Below are 20,826 nucleotides of genomic sequence, written 5' to 3'. Positions count from 1 at the left end.
ACGTGTCCTCGGCCGCGCGTCACGCCCTCCATGCCCTGCTCGTGGTCGTACTCGCCGTCACCGTCGTGGTCGCGGTCGTGGTCGTGGTCGACACGGCGTCCGAGCACCAGCAGGCCACCGCCGAGGCTCCCCGGGGTCCGTCGGGGTCGCTCGGCCACGTCGGCCCGCCCGCGGAGACGCATGACTTCCGTCGGTTCCGGATCGGTGCCGTCGACGGGCAGCGCCTCACGCCGAACGCGACGGACTTCGCGTCCCGATCGGTCGGGGACGGCCCCCTGCTGCTGTTCCTGCCCGCCACGCGGGCGCGCCCCGCGGACTACCGGACGTTCCTGTCGGTCGCGTCCCAGGCCGGGTACAACGTGCTCGGCCTCGACTACTGGAACCTCGGGACGACGCTGTCCGGGACATGCGAGAACGACCCCCGCTGCTACACGCAGGTCCAGCGGAACCGGTTCGACGGCACCGATGCCTCCCAGTTCAGCGACGTCGGACCTGCCGGGTCGATCACCGCTCGTCTCCGGGACGCCGTGGCGCACCTGTCGAGCGCGGACCCCGCGGGCGGATGGAACCGCTTCGTGGACGGTTCGGGTCACATCGCCTGGGACCACATCGTGGTGGCCGGCCACTCCCAGGGCGGCGGCGAGGCGGCCTTCATCGCGCACATCCGACCGGTGCTCGGTGCGCTCATGTTCTCGTCGCCCGTCGAGTCCGACGGGGCGGCGCACGCGGCGTGGATGGACCGCCCGGGTGTCACGCCGATCACCCGCGAGTACGCGATCGACGACGTGCGTGACGTGTTCGGGCCGCGCATCCGCGGCTCGTGGCGCGTGCTCGGTCTCGACGGTCCGCACGGCCCGTCGGTCACGACGACGCGGCCTCCATCGGGCGACCCGCACGCGATCCTCACCCGGTTGGACGTCGGTGACCCCGACCAGGCGCACTCGCTCATCATCGACGACGCCACCCCGCTCCAGGCGAACGGCACCCCGCGCATGCTGCCGCTGTGGCACTGGATGCTGACGCGGTTCCCGCTCCCGCAGACCCACGAGCCGAACCCCACGCGCTCCGCGGCACCGACGCCGTCCCAGGGGTGAGGATCCCGCGCCTCTGCACGTTCATAGGGAGCCGCAATAGCATGGGCGAGTGCAACGTGGAGTGGACGACGTCAGCGGAGACCGGCATCCGGAAGGCTCCGGGAGCAGGTCAGCGGAGACCCTCGCCGCCCTGATCCGACGTCGGGGAACCGACGACCCGGACCACCACTACCTGGAGGACGCCCGGTCCGACCGGGTGCTGACGTACCGGGCCTTCGCCGAAGCGGTCCAGGCCTGGACGTCGGTGTTCGACGACCTCGGGATCGCCCCCTCCGGCGCGGTCCTCGTGGATCTCGGGGACCCGCTGTCGTTCGCGGTCGTGCACCTCGCAGTGCTGTCCTCCGGCCGTCGTGCGGTCCCGGTGGACACGGGGCAGCCGACCTCCGAGCCCCTGCGCCTCGCGGACCTGCTCCATGGCGCCTCCCTCGTCGTCTCCGACCGTGCAGACGACGCCACGATCGCCGGGACCGCGGCGGCGCACATCGACCCCGCCACCGGTCACCCGATCGACGTCGTGGCCGGCACCGTCCCGTCGAGCGCTCCCGACGCGCTCGACACCGGGTCCGTCGTGCTGTTCACGTCCGGTTCGACGGGCACGCCGAAGGGCGTCGAACTGCCCGAACCCCAGCTCGTGTTCGTGGCACGAGCGGTCGCTGACCACAACGAGCTCACCCGGGAGGACCGGGGCTTCAACTCGCTCCCGCTGTTCCACGTCAACGCCGAGGTCGTCGGGCTGCTCGCCACCATGGTGGCCGGTTCGACGCTCGTGCTCGACAAGCGGTTCCGACGCACCGGCTTCTGGGAGCTCCTGGCCGAGCGTCGCATCACCTGGCTCAACGCCGTGCCGGCGGTCCTCGCCGTCCTCGCGAAGACGGGGCCGCTCGACCTCCCCGCGGGTCTCCGGTTCGTCCGGAGCGCCTCCGCCCCACTTCCCGACCCGGTCCGAGCGGCCCTCGGTGCGACGCCGCTCGTCGTGAGCTGGGGGATGACCGAGGGTGCCAGCCAGATCACCGCGACCCCCCTCGGTTCAGCGCCCCGACCCGGTTCCGTCGGCGTCCCCGTCGGCTCCGAGGTCCAGGTCCGTGGAGAGGACGGCGCGCTCCTCCCGGCAGGCGAGGTCGGTGCGCTGTGGATCCGCGGACCCGGGGTCGTGAGCCGGTACCTGTTCGGCCGGGCCTCCGAGCGGTTCGACGCCGAGGGCTGGTTGTCCACCGGCGACCTCGGCTCGATCTCCACAGACGGGTGGGTGTCGCTCGCCGGTCGATCGGACGACGTCATCAACCGCGGAGGCGAGAAGGTCTACCCGTCCGAGGTCGAGGACGTCCTGCTCGGCGACGCGCGCGTGCTCGAGGCCGTGGTCGTGGGGCGCCCCGACCCGATCCTCGGGCACGTTCCGGTCGCCTACGTCATCCCGCAACCGAGCGAGGACACGGCGGCCGCGTCGCTCGTCGCCGACCTGACCGCCCGCTGCGCGGCGCAGCTGACCCGGTTCCGCCGGCCGGTCGAGATCATCGTCGTCCCGGACCTGCCCCGGGCGCCGACCGGCAAGGTGCAGCGCGCGCGCGTGCGGGCGATGGCCTCGGTGGAGTAGTCACCGCCTGCGGGACCTTCATCGGATCACGCCGTAGCCTTGAGCGGTGCAATCCGCCCCCGCCGCCACCGACACGAACGTCACCACACCGACACGGCAGAACGGCCGCCCGCGTCACCTGTACGAGGTCGACGTCCTGCGGATCCTGACCTTCGCGTGTGTGATCGGCGTCCACACGACGAGCCACACGACCGCGTCGGACAACCACTTCTACTACGCCCTGCTCGCGCTGTTGCACTTCACCCGCCTCGTGTTCTTCTCGCTGACGGCGTTCGTCCTCGTCTACAGCTACACACTGCGACCGAAGCCGATGTCGCAGTTCTGGCCGAAGCGGTTCCTGCTCGTCGGTGTGCCGTACCTGGCGTGGTCCCTCGTGTACGTCGGGTCGGCGTGGCTCCTCAGCGTGACCGAGCGCGGGGACGTCCCGCTCCTGGTGACGGACCTCGCGCACGGGATCGTGACCGGCACGGCGATGTACCACCTGTACTTCCTGCTCGTGACCATGCAGGTGTACCTGCTGCTCCCGGCGATCATGTGGCTGGTCCGACGCACGCGCCGTCACCACGTGCTGCTGACGGTCGTCGCGCTCGTGGTCAACCTGGTCGTCTACGGCGCGTACAAGTACTGGCCGCACTCGTTCGACTGGATGCACGGGTACAGCAAGCAGTTCTTCTTCATGTACGTCTTCTTCATCGTCTCGGGTGCCGTCGCCGCGGACCACGCGGAGGCGTTCCTCACCTGGATCCGGGTGCGTCGGCGACTCATCGGCTGGGGGGTCACCGGGGTCGGCGTGCTCACCCTCGCCGTGTGGGCGGGGCAGGTGCTCCTCGGCCAGTCCCTGTACGCGGCCGGCACCCCGCTGCAGCCGATCGAGGTCGTCTGGAGCGCCGCGATCGGGATGGGCTTCCTCGCGCTCGGCGCGGCGTGGGCCGACCGACGCGACCCCTCGACCCTCCTGGCGCGCGTCATCGACTACGGGTCCGACCGGTCGTTCGGCATCTTCCTGAGCCACCCGTTCGTGATCTTCCTGCTGCTCTACGGCGACAGCTGGCTGGAGCGGCATGTCGCGCAGCCGTGGCTCACGCCGGTCACGTACGTGCTCGTCATCGTGCTCGCCGTCGCGATCACCGAACTGTTCCGCTGGACGCCGCTCAGCATCCCGCTCACCGGGCGTCCGTCGCTCGGGTCCCGGAGCGCCCGGGAGGCCCGGCGCCGCGGACGGGAGCGGCTCGCGTCCGCTGGCGGTACGACCACGACGACGGCTCGTGCCGTCCGCGACGCGGGACGCGAGCGCTCGAGCGAGGCCGTCGAACCGGATGACGCGCTCGTCGGCGAGACGGACGACGTCGGCGGGTCGCACGCCGAGCGGTGATCCGCGAACGGGCCGTCCCACCCAGGTGGGACGGCCCGTCCGTCGTGGTCTCAGGCGCTGCGTTCCGCCGCCGGGACGCCGATCTCGAGCACGCCGTCGGTGACCGTCAGGCGCCTCGGGTTCATGAACCAGGCGACGATCGCGGCGCCGAGGAGGAGTGCGACGGACAGGGCGAACGGCCACTGCCACCCGGACACCCCGACGAGCCACCCGAACACGATGGGGGAGAACACGCCGGCGAAGCCGTAGCCGGTGTTCATCATGCCGCTCGCGGTGCCCGACCACTGGGGGGCGACGTCCATCGGGATGGCCCACAGGTTGGCGTTCGTCAGCTCGAGGAAGAAGAACGAGAGCATGAGCGAGGCGGACGCGAGCCAGAGGTGGTGCGAGAACAGCAGCGGGAGCAGGCACACCGCGGAACCCACGAGCCCGATCAGGAGGACCGTGCGACGGGCCTTGCGCGCGTCACCGGCACGACGGATGAGTCGGTCCGAGACGATGCCACCGACGGTGTCGCCGATCACGCCGGCGAGGAGGATCACCGACGTGTAGCCGGCGTACGTCGTGAGCGGGAGGTGGTAGGAGTCGGCGAGGAATGACGGGATCCAGGTGAGGAACACCCAGAGCGTCCAGCCGTAGCCGAAGTCGACGAACGAGACCGGCAGGATCTGCTTGATGAGCTGGCGCCACGGGACCGGCGGACGCGTGGCGCGGACCTGGGCGGGCGGGAGTTCGTCCAGCTCCCGCTGCGAGATGCCGGGTGCGGTCTCCGGACGATCGCGGAAGAGGAACCACCAGAATCCCGCCCAGATGGCGCTGAGCAGGCCGACGTAGATGAAGGACTCGCGCCAGCCGGCGGCGGCGATGATCGCCGCGACGAGGAGCGGGGCGAGGGCGTTGCCGAGCCGCGAGGCGGAGTGCACGATCCCCTGGGCGAACCCGTTGCGGTCCCGGGGGATCCACCGGCTCATCGCCTGCGTCGCGGTGGGGAACGCGGATCCCTCGGTGAGGCCGAGGAGTGCGCGAGCGAGGAAGAGACTGAGGACGCCGCCCGCGAGGCCCGTCCAGATCGTCGCGACGCCCCAGAGGACACCGATGGCGAGGAGCGACCGACGCGGGCCGATCTTCTCGCCGAGCCAGCCGCCGCCCATCTGGACGAAGGCGTAGGGGAGCGCGAACGCGGACACGATCGCACCCTGCGCCGTCGTCGACAGGTCCAGGTCCTTCGCCATCTCGGGGAGGGCGGTCGAGATGTTCGTCCGGTCGATGTACGAGATCGCGTACATGACGCAGAGCAGGAGCAGGACCCGTCCGCGGAGGCGTCCGCGGAAGGGGCTCGCCTTGACGGGTACGGGGGCCGCGGCCGGTTTCGCTGCGGTGGTCATCGCGGGTCCTGTTCTTCGGAGTGAGCGGGGGAGCGGTGGAGCCGGCGACCTGAGCGCCTCCCCACGGTCGATCACGGTATCGCCGGTCCCTATCAGCCATCTTGGAGCGTGATCACACCAGGATACGCGCGAGCGATCAGCCCGCCGCGAACCAGTCGGGCTGCTGTCGGTCGTCGCGCTTAGCATCGACGGCATGACCACGATGATCGAACCCACCCGAGCCCTCCGTCGGTTCGAGGTCATCTCCGAGTACGAGCCCAGCGGTGACCAGCCGGCCGCCATCGCGGAACTCGCGGGGCGGATCAACGCGGGCGAGACGGACGTGGTCCTGCTCGGCGCCACGGGGACGGGCAAGTCGGCGACCACCGCGTGGCTCATCGAGCAGGTGCAACGGCCGACCCTGGTGCTCGCCCACAACAAGACGCTCGCCGCGCAGCTCGCCAACGAGTTCCGCGGTCTGCTCCCGAACAACGCGGTCGAGTACTTCGTCTCGTACTACGACTACTACCAACCCGAGGCGTACGTCCCGCAGACCGACACCTTCATTGAGAAGGACTCGTCGATCAACGCCGAGGTCGAGCGGCTCCGGCACTCGACGACGAACTCCCTGCTGAGCCGCAGGGACACCGTGGTCGTCTCGACGGTGTCCTGCATCTACGGCCTCGGTACGCCGGAGCAGTACATGAACGCGTCCCTCGCGCTGCAGGTGGGACAGCAGATCTCGCGGGACACGCTCGTGCGCCGCTTCGTGGCGATGCAGTACCAGCGCAACGACGTCGACTTCGCCCGGGGCACGTTCCGCGTGCGTGGCGACACGATCGAGATCATCCCCGTGTACGAGGAACTCGCGATCCGCATCGAGATGTTCGGCGACGAGATCGAGGCCCTGACGGCGCTGCACCCGCTCACGGGCAACGTCGTGAAGGAGCTGCCCGCGGTGACCGTGTTCCCCGGCTCGCACTACGTCGCCGCCACCGACGTGATGCACCGCGCGATCGGCACCATCAAGGAGGAACTGGCAGAGCGCCTGGCCGAACTCGAGCAGCAGGGCAAGCTGCTCGAGGCCCAGCGGCTGCGCATGCGCACGACGTTCGACATCGAGATGATGGAGCAGATCGGGTTCTGCAGCGGCATCGAGAACTACTCGCGTCACATCGACGGCCGCGCCCCCGGCGAGGCGCCCCACTGCCTGATCGACTACTTCCCGGACGACTTCCTCGTCGTCATCGACGAGTCGCACGTCACCGTGCCGCAGATCGGCGCCATGTACGAAGGCGACGCGTCACGCAAGCGCACGCTCGTGGAGCACGGATTCCGGCTGCCGAGCGCGATGGACAACCGCCCGCTGACGTGGGAGGAGTTCCTCGACCGCGTCGGTCAGAAGGTCTACCTGTCGGCGACGCCCGGCCGCTACGAGCTGGGTGTGACCGACAGCGTGGTGGAGCAGATCATCCGGCCGACGGGGCTCGTCGACCCGCAGATCGTGATCAAACCGAGTGAGGGGCAGATCGACGACCTGCTCGAGGAGATCCGCATCCGTGTGGACCGGGACGAGCGCGTCCTCGTGACCACCCTGACCAAGCGCATGGCCGAGGAGCTCACGGACTTCCTCGGGAACGCGGGCGTGCGTGTCCGCTACCTGCACTCGGACGTCGACACGCTGAAGCGCGTCGAGCTGCTGACCGAACTGCGGCAGGGCGTGTACGACGTGCTCGTCGGCATCAACCTGCTGCGCGAGGGGCTCGACCTGCCCGAGGTGTCGCTCGTCGCGATCCTCGACGCCGACAAAGAGGGCTTCCTCCGGTCGTCCACCTCGCTCATCCAGACGATCGGTCGTGCCGCCCGCAACGTCAGCGGTGAGGTCCACATGTACGCCGACAAGATCACGGACTCGATGCGGCAGGCGCTCGACGAGACCGAGCGGCGTCGCGAGAAGCAGATCGCCTACAACACCGAGCGTGGGATCGACCCGCAGCCGCTCCGCAAGAAGATCGCGGACATCACCGAGGTCCTCGCGCGCGAGGGCGCCGACACCCGCGAGCTCCTGGAGCGCCGCGGGGCCGGCGACGCCCGTCGCTCGCCCACGCCGAACCTCCGCCGCGAAGGCCTCGCGGCCGAGGGTGCGAGCCAACTCGAGTCGACGATCGCGGACCTCAACGAGCAGATGCTGCAGGCGGCCGGCGAGCTGAAGTTCGAGCTGGCCGCGCGGCTCCGTGACGAGGTCCAGGACCTGAAGAAGGCCCTGCGACAGATGGAGGCCGCCGGACATGTCCGGTGATCCGGCGGTCCGGCGCACCGTCGTCGTGACGGGGGCGAGTGCTGGCCTCGGGTACTTCACGGCCGAGCAGCTCGCCGTGGCGGGGCACCGCGTCGTGCTCGCGTGCCGCGACCGGGAGCGCGCTGCGCGAGCCGAGCAGGCGATCCGTCGTGCGGCACCGGACGCATCGATCGCGCAGGTCCTCGTCGACCTGGCCGACCTCAGGAGCGTCACGGAGGCGGCCGACGCCATCGCCGGTCTCGGACCGGTCGACGCCCTCGTGAACAACGCGGGGGTCGTGGGGTCGCGCCGGGAACGTCGCACCGCCCAGGGGATCGAGCTGCAGATCGGGACGAACCACCTCGGGCACTTCGCCTTGACGGCGCAGGTGCTGCCGCTGCTCGAGCGGACGGCGGGTCGCGTGGTGCACGTCGGAAGCATCAGCCACCGGTGGGTCCGGCTCGACGGGCGGGACCCCTTCCGGGCGGATCCCTACGTGAACTACCTCCAGTACGCGCGGAGCAAGCTCGCCGTGATGCTGTTCGGGTTCGAGCTCGCCCAGCGTCTCGCGGACAGCGGCTCCTCCGTGCGGAGCGTCGTGGCGCACCCTGGTCTCGCGCTCGACTCGCTGTCGCCGTCGCGTCCGGGGGTCGTGCCGTCCGGACCCGGAGCACCGTGGCTCCGCGTCGGGGGCCGTCTGGTCGCGCAGGGCAAGGACGCCGGGGCCGTCCCGCTCGTGCACGCCGCGGTGGGCGATGACGTCCGATCCGGCGCGTACTGGGGCCCGGACGGATGGTTCCAGTTGCGCGGAGGGGCGACCGTCGTCCCCGCGGAACCCCATGCCCACGATCGCACCGCGGCGGCGCGCCTCTGGGAGGCCTCGGCGGCGGTCGTGGGTCGCGAGCCCGCCGCCACGTCGGTCTGACCCCGGACGTGTGCCGGGCCGGCCGCCGCTGTCCGCGAGGGGCGAACCCCGTGGGACGCGCGGGGCGGGCCGGATGTCAGACGGGCTTCGTAGAATCGAGGTGATGACCATCACCTCCGACCGCGGTACTCCTTCCTCCGATCTGGCGGCCTTCGGGCAACCCGGCGAGCCGCACGTCCCCGGCGCCAGCATCTCCGGGACCTCGACCTCGACGCTCAGCGTCCGGGGTGCGCGCGTGCACAACCTGCGGGACGTCGACCTCGAGATCCCGCGGGACTCCCTCGTCGTGTTCACGGGTCTGTCCGGCTCGGGCAAGTCCTCGCTCGCGTTCGACACGATCTTCGCCGAGGGGCAGCGTCGGTACGTCGAGTCGCTGTCGGCGTACGCGCGCCAGTTCCTCGGGCAGGTGGATCGTCCCGACGTGGATTTCATCGAGGGACTCAGCCCCGCCGTGTCGATCGACCAGAAGTCGACGAACCGCAACCCGCGCTCGACGGTCGGGACGATCACCGAGGTCTACGACTACATGCGGCTGCTGTGGGCGCGCATCGGCGTTCCGCACTGCCCGGTGTGCGGCGAGGTGATTAGCAAGCAGTCGGTGCAGCAGATCGCCGACCAGTTGATGACGCTCGAGACCGGTACGCGGTTCCAGGTGCTGGCACCCATCGTGTCGAAGAAGAAGGGCGAGTTCGTCGACCTCTTCCAGGAACTCGCGGCCTCCGGGTACGCGCGGGCCATCGTCGACGGCGAGCGCGTGCAACTGAGCACACCGCCCACGTTGAAGAAGCAGGTCAAGCACGACATCGCGGTCATCGTCGACCGCCTCGTCGCGTCGGACGACGTCCTCGGGCGCCTGACCGACTCGCTCGAGACCGCACTCCGGCTCACCGGCGGCACCGTCTCGATCGACCTCGTCGACCACGAGGGCCCCGGTGCGGTTCGGACCTACTCCGAGAACCTCTCGTGCCCGAACAACCACCCGCTCGCGCTCACCGAGATCGAGCCCCGGACGTTCTCGTTCAACGCGCCGTTCGGAGCATGCCCCGAGTGCTCAGGCCTCGGTACACGGATGTCGGTCGATCCGGACCTCGTGCTCGGCGACCCCGAGGCGAGCCTCGCCGACGGCGTCGTCCTGCCGTGGACGGGGACGGGCGGCCTCTACAGTTACTTCGAGAAGCTCCTGCAGGGACTCGGCAAGGAGCTCGGGTTCCGGCTCGACACCCCGTGGAACCAGCTCGACCCGGCCGTCCAGGCAGCCATCCTGACGGGCAAGGACTTCGAGGTGTCGGTGTCCTGGCGCAACCGGTTCGGCCGTGAGATGCGCTACACCAGTGGTTTCGAGGGCGTGATGCCCTACATCGAGCGCAAGTACGGCGAGGCCGAGACCGACGCGCAGCGCCAGCGGTTCCAGGGGTACCTCCGCGAGGTCCCGTGTCCCGTCTGCGACGGCACGCGCCTCAAGCCCGAGGTGCTCGCCGTGACGGTCGCGGACCGGAGCATCGCCGACGTCTGCGACCTCAGCCTGGAGGACTCCCACGCCTTCATGGAGTCGCTCGCCCTCACCCCTCGGGAGGCCCACATCGCGGCCGCCGTGCTGCGCGAGATCCGCGCGCGCCTCGAGTTCCTGCTCGAGGTGGGGCTGTCGTACCTGACCCTGTCTCGTGGTGCAGGGTCGCTCTCCGGCGGGGAGGCCCAGCGGATCCGCTTGGCGACGCAGATCGGCTCGGGCCTGACCGGCGTGCTGTACGTGCTCGACGAGCCGAGCATCGGCCTGCACCAGCGGGACAACCGGCGTCTCATCGACACCCTGGTCAAGCTGCGCGACCTCGGGAACACGCTGATCGTCGTGGAGCACGACGAGGACACGATCCGGACGGCCGACTGGATCGTCGACGTCGGCCCGGGTGCGGGCGTGAACGGCGGTCGGATCGTGCACTCGGGGCCGTACCAGGAGCTGCTCGACAACCGCGGTTCGACGACCGGGGACTACCTCGCGGGGCGTCGTGCCATCGAGCTCCCTGCAGAGCGTCGTCGCGTCGACCGGAAGCGCGTCATCACCGTCCAGGGGGCACGGGCGAACAACCTGAAGGACGTCGAGGTGCAGTTCCCCCTCGGGGTGTTCACGGCCGTCACCGGGGTCAGTGGTTCCGGCAAGTCGACGCTCGTCAACGACATCCTCTACAAGGTGCTCGCCAACCAGCTCAACGGTGCTCGACACATCCCGGGCAAGCACACCCGCGTGAAGGGCCTCGACCAGCTCGACAAGGTCGTGCATGTCGACCAGGCGCCCATCGGCCGGACCCCGCGGTCGAACCCCGCGACGTACACCGGTGTGTTCGACCGGATCCGGAACCTGTTCGCCGAGACGCAAGAGGCCAAGACCCGCGGCTACGGGCCCGGTCGCTTCAGCTTCAACGTCAAGGGCGGGCGCTGCGAGAACTGCGCGGGCGACGGCACGATCAAGATCGAGATGAACTTCCTGCCGGACGTCTACGTGACGTGCGAGGTCTGTGGCGGTGCGCGCTACAACCGCGAGACCCTGCAGGTCCACTACAAGGGCAAGAACATCTCCGAGGTGCTCGAGATGCCGATCAGCGAGGCGGCCGAGTTCTTCGAGCCGATCTCGGCGATCCACCGCTACATGAAGACCCTCGTCGACGTCGGACTCGGTTACGTGCGTCTCGGTCAGAGTGCCACGACGCTCTCCGGTGGTGAGGCCCAGCGCGTCAAGCTCGCGACCGAACTGCAGCGTCGCTCGAACGGGCGGACCGTGTACGTGCTCGACGAGCCGACGACCGGACTCCACTTCGAGGACGTCCGCAAGCTCCTGCTCGTGCTGCAGGGGCTCGTCGACAAGGGCAACACGGTCATCACGATCGAGCACAACCTCGACGTCATCAAGTCGGCGGACTGGATCGTCGACATGGGCCCCGAGGGCGGGTCGGGTGGTGGCACGGTGCTCGCCACGGGGACGCCGGAACACGTCGCGGACGTGCCGGAGAGTCACACGGGCGTGTTCCTCCGCGAGATCTTCGATGCCCAGGACGCCCGAGTGGGCGCGCAGCGTGCGGTCGACCGTCGGTCGGCGGACCACGTGGCCGGACGCAGTCGGGTCGCGGCGGAGGTCCGGTAGGTGGCGGACACCGTCCCGTGGCGACCGAGAGCGAGCGAGATCCCGACCGACCCGGGCGTGTACCGGTGGCGTGACGCCGACGGGCGCGTGTTGTACGTCGGCAAGGCGAAGAACCTCCGTGCTCGCCTCAGCAACTACTTCGCACCGCTGCCGACCCTGCACGAGCGGACCCGGCGGATGGTCCTCACGGCGGCGAGCGTCGAGTGGACCGTGGTGGGGAGCGAGATCGAGGCCCTCCAGCTCGAGTACACGTGGATCAAGGAGTTCGATCCGCCCTTCAACGTCAAGTTCCGGGACGACAAGTCGTACCCGTACATGGCGATCACCCTCGGGGACGAAGCCCCTCGGGTCATGGTCACGCGGAACCGGAAGATCCGGGGCGCCAAGTACTTCGGGCCGTACCCGAAGATCTGGGCGGTGCACGACACGATCGACCTGATGATCAAGGTGTTCCCGATCCGCACCTGTTCGGACTCGAGCTACAAGCGCGCGATGCAGACCGGGCGGCCCTGTTTCCCGGGGCAGATCGGCAAGTGCGGCGGTCCGTGCTCCGGTCGGGTGTCGATCGAGGAGCACCGGGCGATCGTCGAGGAGTTCGTCCGCTTCATGGGCAGCTACGACCGGCGGGTCATCAGCGAACGTCGTGCACGGATGGCAGCCGCCGCCGACGCCATGCACTACGAGGAAGCGGCCCGCTACCGCGACCAGGTCGAGGCGCTCGAGGCGGTGCTCGAGAAGAGCGCGGTCGTGCTCCGCGACTCGGTCGACCTCGACCTGTTCGGTGTCGCCGAGGACGAACTCGCGGCCGCGGTCCAGCAGTTCACGGTGCGGGGTGGCCGGATCCGAGGCGTGCGGGGCTGGGTGGTCGACAAGGAGCTCGACATCAGCACCGGCGAGCTCGTCGAGCAGATCGTGCAGAGCGTGTACGCCGGAGCCGAGGAGCCGCCGCGCGAGGTCGTCGTCCCGGCGCTGCCCGAGGACGCCGACGCCCTCGAGACCTGGCTGTCCGAACAGCGTGGTGGCCGCGCGGTACGACTCAGCACAGCCCAGCGTGGGGACCGTGCCGGCCTGGCGAAGACCGCGACGGTCAATGCTGCCCAGGCCCTGATGCTGTACAAGACCAAGCGGTCGGCCGACTACACGACCCGCTCCGCCGCGCTCGCCGACATCCAGGACGCCCTCGGGATGACCGAGGCGCCGCTGCGGATGGAGTGCTACGACATCTCCCACCTGCAGGGCACGAACATCGTCGCGTCGATGGTCGTCTTCGAGGACGGCCTGCCACGGAAGGACCAGTACCGGCGCTACACGATCGCCGAGTCCCGTGACGACACGGACAGCATGTACCAGGTGCTGTCACGACGCCTCGCGCGGCTCGACGAGGACGCCGACCTCCCGACCGTGGCGGACCCGACCAGCGACGAGGTCGTCGAGCAGGGCACACGCACCAAGCGGTTCGCGTACCGACCGCAGCTGCTCATCGTCGACGGCGGTCAGCCGCAGGTCGAGGCCGCTGCCCGGGCGATGGCCGACGCCGGCGTCACGGACATCGCGCTGTGCGGGATCGCCAAGCGCCTGGAGGAGATCTGGTTACCGGGCGATGACTTCCCGGTGATCCTGCCGCGGAACTCCGAGGCGTTGTTCCTGATCCAGCGGATCCGTGACGAGGCGCACCGGTTCGCGATCACCCACCAGCGGACACGGCGCAAGCGCGATGTCCGGAGCCGGCTCGCCGAGATCCCCGGCCTCGGTCCGACGCGCGTCAACGGTCTCCTCAAGCATTTCGGGTCCGTGGCTCGGCTGCGCGATGCGACACCGGAGGAGATCGCCGAGGTCCCCGGCATCGGTCCGGCGACGGCCGCTGCCATCCGGAGACAGCTCGACGCGTCGGCACCGACGTCAGCGCCCGAACCCGGGTCAGCGCCCGAAGCGCCCGAACCCGGATCAGCGCCCGAAGCGCCCGAACCCGGGTCAGCGCCCGAAGCGCCGGATCTGCCCGCGCTCCATTCGGTGAGCCGCTAGCCTGGGCGGACCAGTCCGATGACGACCACACCGCACGGTGACCACGGAGCGCGCTCACGAATGACCGACCTCAGTAGTCCCTCGCACGACGTGCTCATCGTGACCGGCATGTCCGGCGCGGGGCGGTCCACCGTCGGGAAGGCGCTGGAGGACCTCGGCTGGTACGTCGTCGACAACCTGCCGACGCAGATGCTCGGTCCGTTGACCGACCTGGCCGAGCGGGCGGGGGAGTCGCTGCCCAAGATCGCGACCGTCGTGGACGTCCGCGGTGGGAGGTTCTTCACCGACCCCGAGGGGGCCGTCCGACGACTCCGGGACAGCACCACCGCACGGGTCCGGGTGCTCTTCCTCGAGGCGACCGACGCCGTCCTCGTCCGGCGGTTCGAGCAGGTGCGGCGGCCCCACCCCTTGCAGGGCGAGGACACGCTCCTCGACGGCATCGGTCGAGAGCGGTCGCGTCTGCTCGGACTCCGTGAAGCCTCGGACGTCGTCATCGACACGTCGGACCTCAACATCCACCAGCTCGCCGCCCGGGTCGCGGAGCAGTTCGCCGAGGACCGGTTCGTGGGCGTTCAGGTGACCCTGATGAGCTTCGGGTTCAAGTACGGACTGCCCGCCGATGCGGACATGGTGGCGGACGTCCGCTTCCTCCCGAACCCCTACTGGGTGCCGGAACTCCGCGAGCACACGGGCCTCGACGCCGACGTCGCGGACTACGTCGTGGGCCAGGACGGAGCACGTCCGTTCATCGACCGCTACGCGGCGGCGGTCGAGCCGGTGCTGGCCGGGTACCAGCGAGAGAACAAGAGACACGCTACGATCGCCATTGGCTGCACGGGCGGCAAGCACCGGTCCGTCGCCATCGTCGCCGAGCTGGCGAGTCTCATCCGCGGGATGCCGAACGTGGCCGTGCGCGTCAAGAACCGCGACCTCGGTAGGGAGTGACCGACCCTCCCTTCCCGCGTGCCCCCGAACGTAAGGAATGATGCATTGCCGTTGACTGCCGAGGTCAAGGACGAACTGGCCCGTGTGGCCGTGAACCGCAACACGGTCCGCGCCGCGGAACTCGCGACGGTGCTTCGGTTCGCGGGGGGCCTGCACGTCATCTCGGGCAGGATCGCGGTCGAGGTCGAACTCGACACCCGGATCATCGTGCACCGCGTGCGGAAGGACCTCGCTGAGCTGTACGGCGTGCGCAGCGAGGCGAGCGTCGGCTCGTCCGCATCCGCGCGGCGCGGGACCCGCTACCTGGTCCGCGTGCTCGAGGCGGGCGAGACCCTGGCGCGCCAGACCGGTCTCATGGACGCCCGTCGTCGCCCGGTTCGGGGCCTCCCGAACCGACTGACGACCGGCAACCGTGACGACCTCGCCGCCATCTGGCGTGGCGCCTTCCTTGCCACCGGCACGCTGACCGACCCGGGGCGCGCTGCCGCGCTCGAGGTCACCTGCCCCGGGAACGAGGCTGCGATGGCGCTCGTCGGAGCGGCGTCCCGCCTCGGTGTCGCGGCGAAGGGCCGGGAGGTCCGGGGCGTCCACCGCGTCGTGATCCGTGACGGTGAGGCGATCGGCCAGATGCTCACCGTCATGGGCGCAGCGCGGTGCAGCGCGGAGTGGGAGGAGCTCCGTCAGCGTCGCGAGGTCCGCGCGACCGCGAACCGGCTCGTGAACTTCGACGACGCGAACCTCCGTCGCTCGGCGCAGGCGGCGGTCGCCGCGTGCGCCCGGGTGGAGCGAGCGCTCGAGATCCTGGGCGACGACGTCCCGGACCACCTGAAGTACGCAGGGGCACTGCGGCTCACCCACCGCGATGCGAGCCTCGACGAGCTCGGGCAGCACGCTGACCCTCCCATGACGAAGGACGCCATCGCCGGACGCATCCGGCGCCTGCTCGCGATGGCCGACAAGAAGGCGCTCGACCTGGGTGTCCCGGGCACCGAGGCGAACCTGCCGGACGACCTCGACGAGGCCTGAGCGCTCGGCCACGGACCCGCGGAAGCGTCTCCCGCGCCCGTCCGTGACGTCGCTCGACCTCGTGCGTCGACCGATCTGTGCCGACTGCTACTGTCGTCCCGACGACGTCTCGGGCGTATCGTCAGCCTCAGGCGCAGGCCCCGACCTGCACTCCGAACACCAGCGTCGAAAGCACGCTCGACAGACACAGGAGTTCCATTGACCGTCAAGATCGGCATCAACGGCTTCGGCCGGATCGGCCGCAACTTCTTCCGGGCCGCCCTGGCCAAGGGCAGCGAGCTCGAGGTCGTCGCGGTGAACGACCTCACCGACAACAAGGCGCTCGCTCAGCTCCTGAAGTACGACTCGATCACGGGCAAGCTCCCGGCTGAGGTCGGGCTCGAGGGCGACAGCATCGTCGTCGACGGCAAGCCGATCAAGGTCCTGGCCGAGCGCGACCCCGCCAAGCTGCCGTGGGGCGAGCTCGGTGTCGACATCGTCATCGAGTCGACCGGGTTCTTCACGAAGGCCGAGGACGCGCGGAAGCACATCGAGGCGGGCGCCAAGAAGGTCATCATCTCGGCGCCGGCCACGGGCGACGACGTCACGATCGTGCTCGGTGTGAACGAGGGCACCTACGACCCGGCGTCGCACCACATCATCTCGAACGCGTCCTGCACGACGAACAGCCTCGCGCCGCTCGCCAAGGTGTTCAACGACGCGTTCGGCATCGAGCGCGGTCTCATGACGACGGTGCACGCCTACACCGCGGACCAGAACCTCCAGGACGGCCCGCACAAGGACCTCCGCCGCGCCCGCGCCGCCGCGCTCAACATCGTGCCGACCTCGACCGGCGCCGCCAAGGCCATCGGTCTCGTGCTCCCGGAGCTCGCGGGCAAGCTGGACGGATTCGCGCTCCGCGTGCCGGTGCCGACCGGGTCGATCACCGACCTCACGCTCGAGACCTCCTCCGACGTGACGATCGACGACATCAACGCGGCGTACAAGGCCGCCGCGGAGGGGCCGCTCAAGGGCATCCTCGAGTACAGCGACGAGCCGCTCGTGTCGAGCGACATCACGACGAACCCGCACTCGTCGATCTACGACTCGGGCCTGACGAAGGTCATGGGCAACCTGGTCAAGATCACCTCGTGGTACGACAACGAGTGGGGCTACTCCAACCGCCTCGTCGACCTGACGGAGTACGTCGGGGAGCGCCTGTAACCCATGGCACTCCGTACCCTCGAGGACCTCGGCGACCTGGCGGGCAAGCGCGTCGTCGTCCGGTGTGACCTGAACGTCCCGCTGGCCGACGGCACCATCACGGACGACGGCCGCGTGCGCGCGTCGCTCGGCACCCTGAATCGACTCATCGGAGTCGGCGCACGGGTCATCGTGATCTCGCACCTCGGGCGGCCCGATGGCGAACGCAAGGCCGAGTTCAGCCTCGCACCCGTCGCGCAGCGGCTCTCCGAACTGCTCGGCAAGCCGGTCGCCTTCTGCGACGAGACCGTCGGTGACGCCGCCACCGCAGCCGCCGAGGCCCTCGAGGACGGCGACGTCCTGGTACTGGAGAACCTCCGGTTCAACAGCGAGGAGACCGCGAAGGACGCCAGCGTGCGCGGCGACTTCGCGGACCGCATCGCCGCCATGGGCGAGGCGTTCGTCTCCGACGGATTCGGCGTCGTGCACCGCAAGCAGGCGAGCGTCTACGAGTTGGCGGGAGCGTTGCCGAGCGCGGCCGGACTCCTGATCGAACAGGAGCTCGGTGTCCTCGAGCGCCTGACCACCGAACCCGAGCGCCCATACACCGTGGTGCTCGGCGGCTCGAAGGTCAGCGACAAGCTCGGCGTGATCGCGCACCTGCTCCCGCGGGTGGACACCCTGTGCATCGGGGGCGGCATGCTGTTCACGTTCCTCGCGGCGCAGGGCCACGGTGTCGGGTCGTCCCTCCTCGAACGCGACCAGCTCGACACCGTGCGGGGCTACCTCGATGAGGCAGCGCAGCGCGGCGTCACCATCGACCTGCCCACCGACGTCGTGGTGGCGTCCGGATTCGCGGCCGACGCCGAGCACGAGGTCGTCGCGGCGGACGCGATCGAGTCCGCCCGCTTCGGCCCGGACGGCATCGGTCTCGACATCGGGCCGGAGACCGCGGCGCGTTTCGCCGACGCGGTCCGCGGCTCGCGGACGGTGTTCTGGAACGGCCCGATGGGCGTGTTCGAGTTCCCGGCGTTCGCCGCTGGGACCAAGACGGTCGCCCAGGCGCTCACCGAGGTCGAGGGCCTCGGGGTCGTCGGTGGCGGTGACTCCGCGGCCGCGGTCCGCTCACTCGGCTTCGACGACGACCAGTTCGGTCACATCTCGACCGGTGGCGGGGCGAGCCTCGAGTTCCTCGAGGGGAAGAGCCTGCCCGGCCTCGAAGCCCTCGGGTGGAGCGCATGACCCGCTCGCCGCTCATCGCGGGCAACTGGAAGATGAACCTGGACCACCTCCAGGCCATCGCCACGGTGCAGAAGCTCGCCTGGACGCTCAAGGACGCCCGACACGACCACGACGACGTCGAGGTCGCGGTGTTCCCGCCGTTCACGGACCTGCGGAGCGTGCAGACGCTCGTCTCCGCGGACAAGTTGCGCATCCGCTTCGGCGGACAGGACCTCTCACGGCACTCGTCCGGCGCGCACACGGGCGAGGTCAGCGGGGCGTTCCTCGCCGCCCTCGACGCGACGTACGTGATCGTCGGGCATTCGGAGCGGCGGACCGAACACGGGGAGACCGACGAGATCGTCGCGGAGAAGACGGCCGCGGCGCTCCGGCACGGCCTGGTTCCGGTCGTGTGCGTGGGTGAGACCGCCGAGGACCGGGAGTCCCACGGTGCCGGCAAGGTACCGGTCGAGCAGCTCGAGGTGGTGCTCCGCGCCGTGCCCGCCGCCGAGATCGTCGTGGCGTACGAGCCCGTGTGGGCCATCGGGTCCGGTCAGGCCGCGACGCCCGAGCAGGCGCAGGACGACTGCGCCGCGCTCCGTCGTGCGATCGCGACCGCATGGGGCGACGACATCGCGGCGAGCACTCGGGTGCTCTACGGCGGTTCCGTGAAGTCCGGCAACATCGCGGGGTTCATGCGGGAGCCCGACATCGACGGCGCCCTCGTCGGCGGCGCGAGCCTCGACGTCGCCGAGTTCGCGGCCATCTGCCGCTTCCGGCAGCACGTCGGCCTCTGACCACCGTCGGTGCGGGCCGCACGTCTCGGGCCGCACGTCTCGCCTCGGGCCGCACGTCTCGCCTCGGGCCGCACGTCTCGCCTCGGGCCGCACCTGGGTGCCTGACGCGCTCCTCCGCATGCCGTGACAGCCGGCCCGGCACCGCCCGGGAGGCTCGACTCCGGCCGGTACCGTGCCTCACGTTCCCGGTCCGGCGCGCTGTTCGGCGTGGCCGTGCCGTTATACTCGTACAGCTGACTGACACGAAAGGGTCCGCGTGGTCATCCTCCAGGTCGTCCTCCAGGTGCTGCTCGCCATCACGAGCCTCCTGCTGACGCTGCTCATCCTCCTGCACCGCGGTCGCGGCGGCGGTCTCTCCGACATGTTCGGCGGTGGCGTGACGAGCAATCTCGGAGCGTCCGGCGTCGCAGAGCGGAACCTCAACAGGATCACGGTGATCCTCGGGCTGGTGTGGATCGTCTGCATCATCGTGCTCGGTCTCATCAGCAAGTTCACGGCGGGGAGCTGAATACATGGCATCCGGAGGCAGTGCAATCCGAGGGTCACGCGTCGGCGCGGGCCCGATGGGGGAGCAGGACCGCGGCATCCAGGCGGACCGAGTGGCGATCTCGTACTGGGACGCGCTCGGCAACGAGACCGTGCGGTACTTCGCCGCGGGTCTGCCGGACGAGGAGATCCCCGAGGTCATCGACTCACCGTCGTCGGGTCTCCCGGCCGGGCGTGACAAGGACAACCCGCCCCTCGTGACCAAGACCGAGCCGTACAAGACGCACCTCGCGTACGTCAAGGAGCGTCGTACCGAAGAGGAAGCCGCGCAGCTCCTGGAGGAAGCGCTCCAGCAGCTCCGAGCTCGTCGCGGGACGCTCAAGTCGGAGTAGCCCGCGCCGTCGCCTGTCGACGAAGCCCCGGCTCCCATCGCGGGAGGCCGGGGCTTCGTCGTCCCGGCCGTCGCCGCGTCCGTCTCGCTCATGGGCGACCGTCCGGCGGCCTCGGGCGGAGCGCTTGGTGCTCGGGGAACGAGGACGGCCCCGGTGCTCCTCGAGGGAGCACCGGGGCCGTCGGACGACGCTGTGCGGACGTCAGTACGTCGACGCGATGAGGTTCTCCGGCACGTCGCGCGCGGCGTCCTGATCGATGAAGAACACGGTCCGCTTCCGACCCTGCACACCGCCGACCGGGACGTCCTCGACCGACGCGCCGGCCAGGGCGAGCCCCAGAACCGAAGCCTTCTCGGCGCCGGACAGGACCACCCAGACGCGCTGCGAAGCGTTGATCACCGGGTAGGTGAGGGTGAGCCGCTGCGGCGGCGGCTTGGGGGAGTCGTCCACGGGAACGACGCTGCGGTCGGTGATGGCCAGCTGCGGGAACTCCGGGAACAGCGACGCCGTGTGGCCGTCGGGCCCGACACCGAGGAGGGTGATGTCGAAGCTCGGCGCCATCGCGTCGGACGATGCCGAACCGGCCAGCTCCTCGGCGTACTTGGCCGCGGCCTCGTCGATCGTCAGGCCCTCATCGCTCGACGGCATCCGGTGGATGTTGTCGTCCGGGATGGACACGTGGGCGAAGAAGTCCGACTCCGTGCCGGTGTCGTTCCGGTCGGCGTCGCCCTTCGGGACCCACCGCTCGTCGACCCACCAGACGTGGACCTTCGACCAGTCGACGCTCTCGCGGGCGGGAGACTGCCCGATCGCTGCGAGGACCAGCGTCGACACCGAACCACCCGAGATGGCGATGGACGCCTGCCCCTGGTCGTCGATGACGTCGATGATCTTCGTGATGAAGCGAGCGGCGACCGACGCGCCGAGGGCCTGCTTGTCCGGGTGTACCAGCACCCGTCGTTCGTTGGTCACGTGACTCCGTTTCGATTGCGACTGAC

16 protein-coding genes are annotated in these 20,826 nt (G+C 69.9%); 14 read left to right on the top strand and 2 right to left on the bottom strand.

Features of this window, described 5'->3' with window-relative positions:
• Positions 1-2 precede the first annotated feature (2 nt).
• The 3 genes from DEI88_RS08775 to DEI88_RS08765 are packed head-to-tail and all read left to right on the top strand — an operon-like array spanning position 3 to position 4,057.
• The gene (locus DEI88_RS08775; protein ID WP_111013270.1) at positions 3-1,094 is read left to right on the top strand and encodes a BPSS1187 family protein; all 1,092 of its coding nucleotides are present in this window, start codon (positions 3-5) and stop codon (positions 1,092-1,094) included.
• Between the two features lie 49 nt (positions 1,095-1,143).
• Positions 1,144-2,685: a class I adenylate-forming enzyme family protein gene (locus DEI88_RS08770; RefSeq protein WP_111071530.1), complete on the top strand. Its 1,542-nt coding sequence runs from the start codon at positions 1,144-1,146 to the stop codon at positions 2,683-2,685.
• A 46-nt stretch (positions 2,686-2,731) separates the two neighbouring features.
• On the top strand, positions 2,732-4,057 hold the full coding sequence (locus DEI88_RS08765) for an acyltransferase (protein ID WP_111071531.1): 1,326 nt from the start codon (positions 2,732-2,734) through the stop codon (positions 4,055-4,057).
• 50 nt (positions 4,058-4,107) lie between these two features.
• On the opposite strand, the gene DEI88_RS08760 is transcribed toward DEI88_RS08765, so the two are convergent.
• Positions 4,108-5,442 (bottom strand): MFS transporter, encoded by a 1,335-nt coding sequence (locus DEI88_RS08760; RefSeq protein WP_111071532.1) that lies wholly within the window; start codon positions 5,440-5,442, stop codon positions 4,108-4,110.
• A gap of 193 nt (positions 5,443-5,635) precedes the next feature.
• Here DEI88_RS08760 and uvrB point away from each other — a divergent pair, with 193 nt between their 5' ends.
• From uvrB to DEI88_RS08705, 11 genes are all read left to right on the top strand, one after another.
• Positions 5,636-7,720 carry an excinuclease ABC subunit UvrB gene (gene uvrB / locus DEI88_RS08755; protein WP_181434794.1) on the top strand — a complete coding sequence of 695 codons (2,085 nt, stop codon included), beginning with the start codon at positions 5,636-5,638 and terminating at the stop codon, positions 7,718-7,720.
• Positions 7,710-8,624, top strand: a complete 915-nt coding sequence (locus DEI88_RS08750; RefSeq protein ID WP_111071533.1) for an SDR family NAD(P)-dependent oxidoreductase — start codon at positions 7,710-7,712, stop codon at positions 8,622-8,624. The genes uvrB and DEI88_RS08750 overlap by 11 nt, the downstream gene beginning before the upstream one ends.
• Before the next feature lie 103 nt (positions 8,625-8,727).
• The gene (gene uvrA, locus DEI88_RS08745) at positions 8,728-11,757 is read left to right on the top strand and encodes an excinuclease ABC subunit UvrA (RefSeq protein WP_258371949.1); all 3,030 of its coding nucleotides are present in this window, start codon (positions 8,728-8,730) and stop codon (positions 11,755-11,757) included.
• Complete coding sequence (gene uvrC, locus DEI88_RS08740) at positions 11,758-13,779, top strand: excinuclease ABC subunit UvrC (RefSeq protein ID WP_111048811.1); 2,022 nt, start codon at positions 11,758-11,760, stop codon at positions 13,777-13,779.
• A gap of 60 nt (positions 13,780-13,839) precedes the next feature.
• A complete protein-coding gene (rapZ, locus tag DEI88_RS08735) occupies positions 13,840-14,724 on the top strand; it encodes an RNase adapter RapZ (RefSeq protein WP_111071534.1) in 885 nt (294 codons plus the stop codon).
• 45 nt (positions 14,725-14,769) lie between these two features.
• A complete protein-coding gene (whiA, locus tag DEI88_RS08730) occupies positions 14,770-15,750 on the top strand; it encodes a DNA-binding protein WhiA (RefSeq protein ID WP_111013276.1) in 981 nt (326 codons plus the stop codon).
• A 198-nt stretch (positions 15,751-15,948) separates the two neighbouring features.
• Positions 15,949-16,953, top strand: a complete 1,005-nt coding sequence (gene gap / locus DEI88_RS08725) for a type I glyceraldehyde-3-phosphate dehydrogenase (RefSeq protein WP_111009120.1) — start codon at positions 15,949-15,951, stop codon at positions 16,951-16,953.
• Between the two features lie 3 nt (positions 16,954-16,956).
• Positions 16,957-18,174: a phosphoglycerate kinase gene (locus tag DEI88_RS08720; RefSeq protein WP_111071535.1), complete on the top strand. Its 1,218-nt coding sequence runs from the start codon at positions 16,957-16,959 to the stop codon at positions 18,172-18,174.
• The gene (gene tpiA / locus DEI88_RS08715; RefSeq protein WP_111009348.1) at positions 18,171-18,950 is read left to right on the top strand and encodes a triose-phosphate isomerase; all 780 of its coding nucleotides are present in this window, start codon (positions 18,171-18,173) and stop codon (positions 18,948-18,950) included. The genes DEI88_RS08720 and tpiA overlap by 4 nt, the downstream gene beginning before the upstream one ends.
• A gap of 256 nt (positions 18,951-19,206) precedes the next feature.
• A complete protein-coding gene (gene secG / locus DEI88_RS08710) occupies positions 19,207-19,458 on the top strand; it encodes a preprotein translocase subunit SecG (protein ID WP_111009118.1) in 252 nt (83 codons plus the stop codon).
• A gap of 4 nt (positions 19,459-19,462) precedes the next feature.
• Positions 19,463-19,828, top strand: coding sequence for an RNA polymerase-binding protein RbpA (locus DEI88_RS08705; RefSeq protein ID WP_111009117.1), 366 nt, complete (start codon positions 19,463-19,465; stop codon positions 19,826-19,828).
• A gap of 201 nt (positions 19,829-20,029) precedes the next feature.
• Here the strand turns inward: DEI88_RS08705 and pgl are convergent, their stop codons facing one another.
• Positions 20,030-20,800 carry a 6-phosphogluconolactonase gene (gene pgl, locus DEI88_RS08700; protein WP_111013278.1) on the bottom strand — a complete coding sequence of 257 codons (771 nt, stop codon included), beginning with the start codon at positions 20,798-20,800 and terminating at the stop codon, positions 20,030-20,032.
• Positions 20,801-20,826: the final 26 nt, after the last annotated feature.

The sequence above is a fragment of the Curtobacterium sp. MCBD17_003 genome (assembly GCF_003234885.2).
Lineage (GTDB): Bacteria > Actinomycetota > Actinomycetes > Actinomycetales > Microbacteriaceae > Curtobacterium.
The sequence above is the reverse complement of the archived record's forward strand: the minus strand, read 5'-3'. Positions and strand labels throughout refer to the sequence as shown.

Bases quoted from the DNA above. Each gene is read 5' to 3' on its own strand.
- DEI88_RS08760 (WP_111071532.1), bottom strand. From the start codon at position 5,442: ATGACCACCGCAGCGAAACCGGCCGCGGCCCCCGTACCCGTCAAGGCG.
- uvrB (WP_181434794.1), top strand. From the start codon at position 5,636: ATGACCACGATGATCGAACCCACCCGAGCCCTCCGTCGGTTCGAGGTC.
- DEI88_RS08750 (WP_111071533.1), top strand. From the start codon at position 7,710: ATGTCCGGTGATCCGGCGGTCCGGCGCACCGTCGTCGTGACGGGGGCG.
- uvrA (WP_258371949.1), top strand. From the start codon at position 8,728: ATGACCATCACCTCCGACCGCGGTACTCCTTCCTCCGATCTGGCGGCC.
- rapZ (WP_111071534.1), top strand. From the start codon at position 13,840: ATGACCGACCTCAGTAGTCCCTCGCACGACGTGCTCATCGTGACCGGC.
- DEI88_RS08720 (WP_111071535.1), top strand. From the start codon at position 16,957: ATGGCACTCCGTACCCTCGAGGACCTCGGCGACCTGGCGGGCAAGCGC.
- tpiA (WP_111009348.1), top strand. From the start codon at position 18,171: ATGACCCGCTCGCCGCTCATCGCGGGCAACTGGAAGATGAACCTGGAC.
- DEI88_RS08705 (WP_111009117.1), top strand. From the start codon at position 19,463: ATGGCATCCGGAGGCAGTGCAATCCGAGGGTCACGCGTCGGCGCGGGC.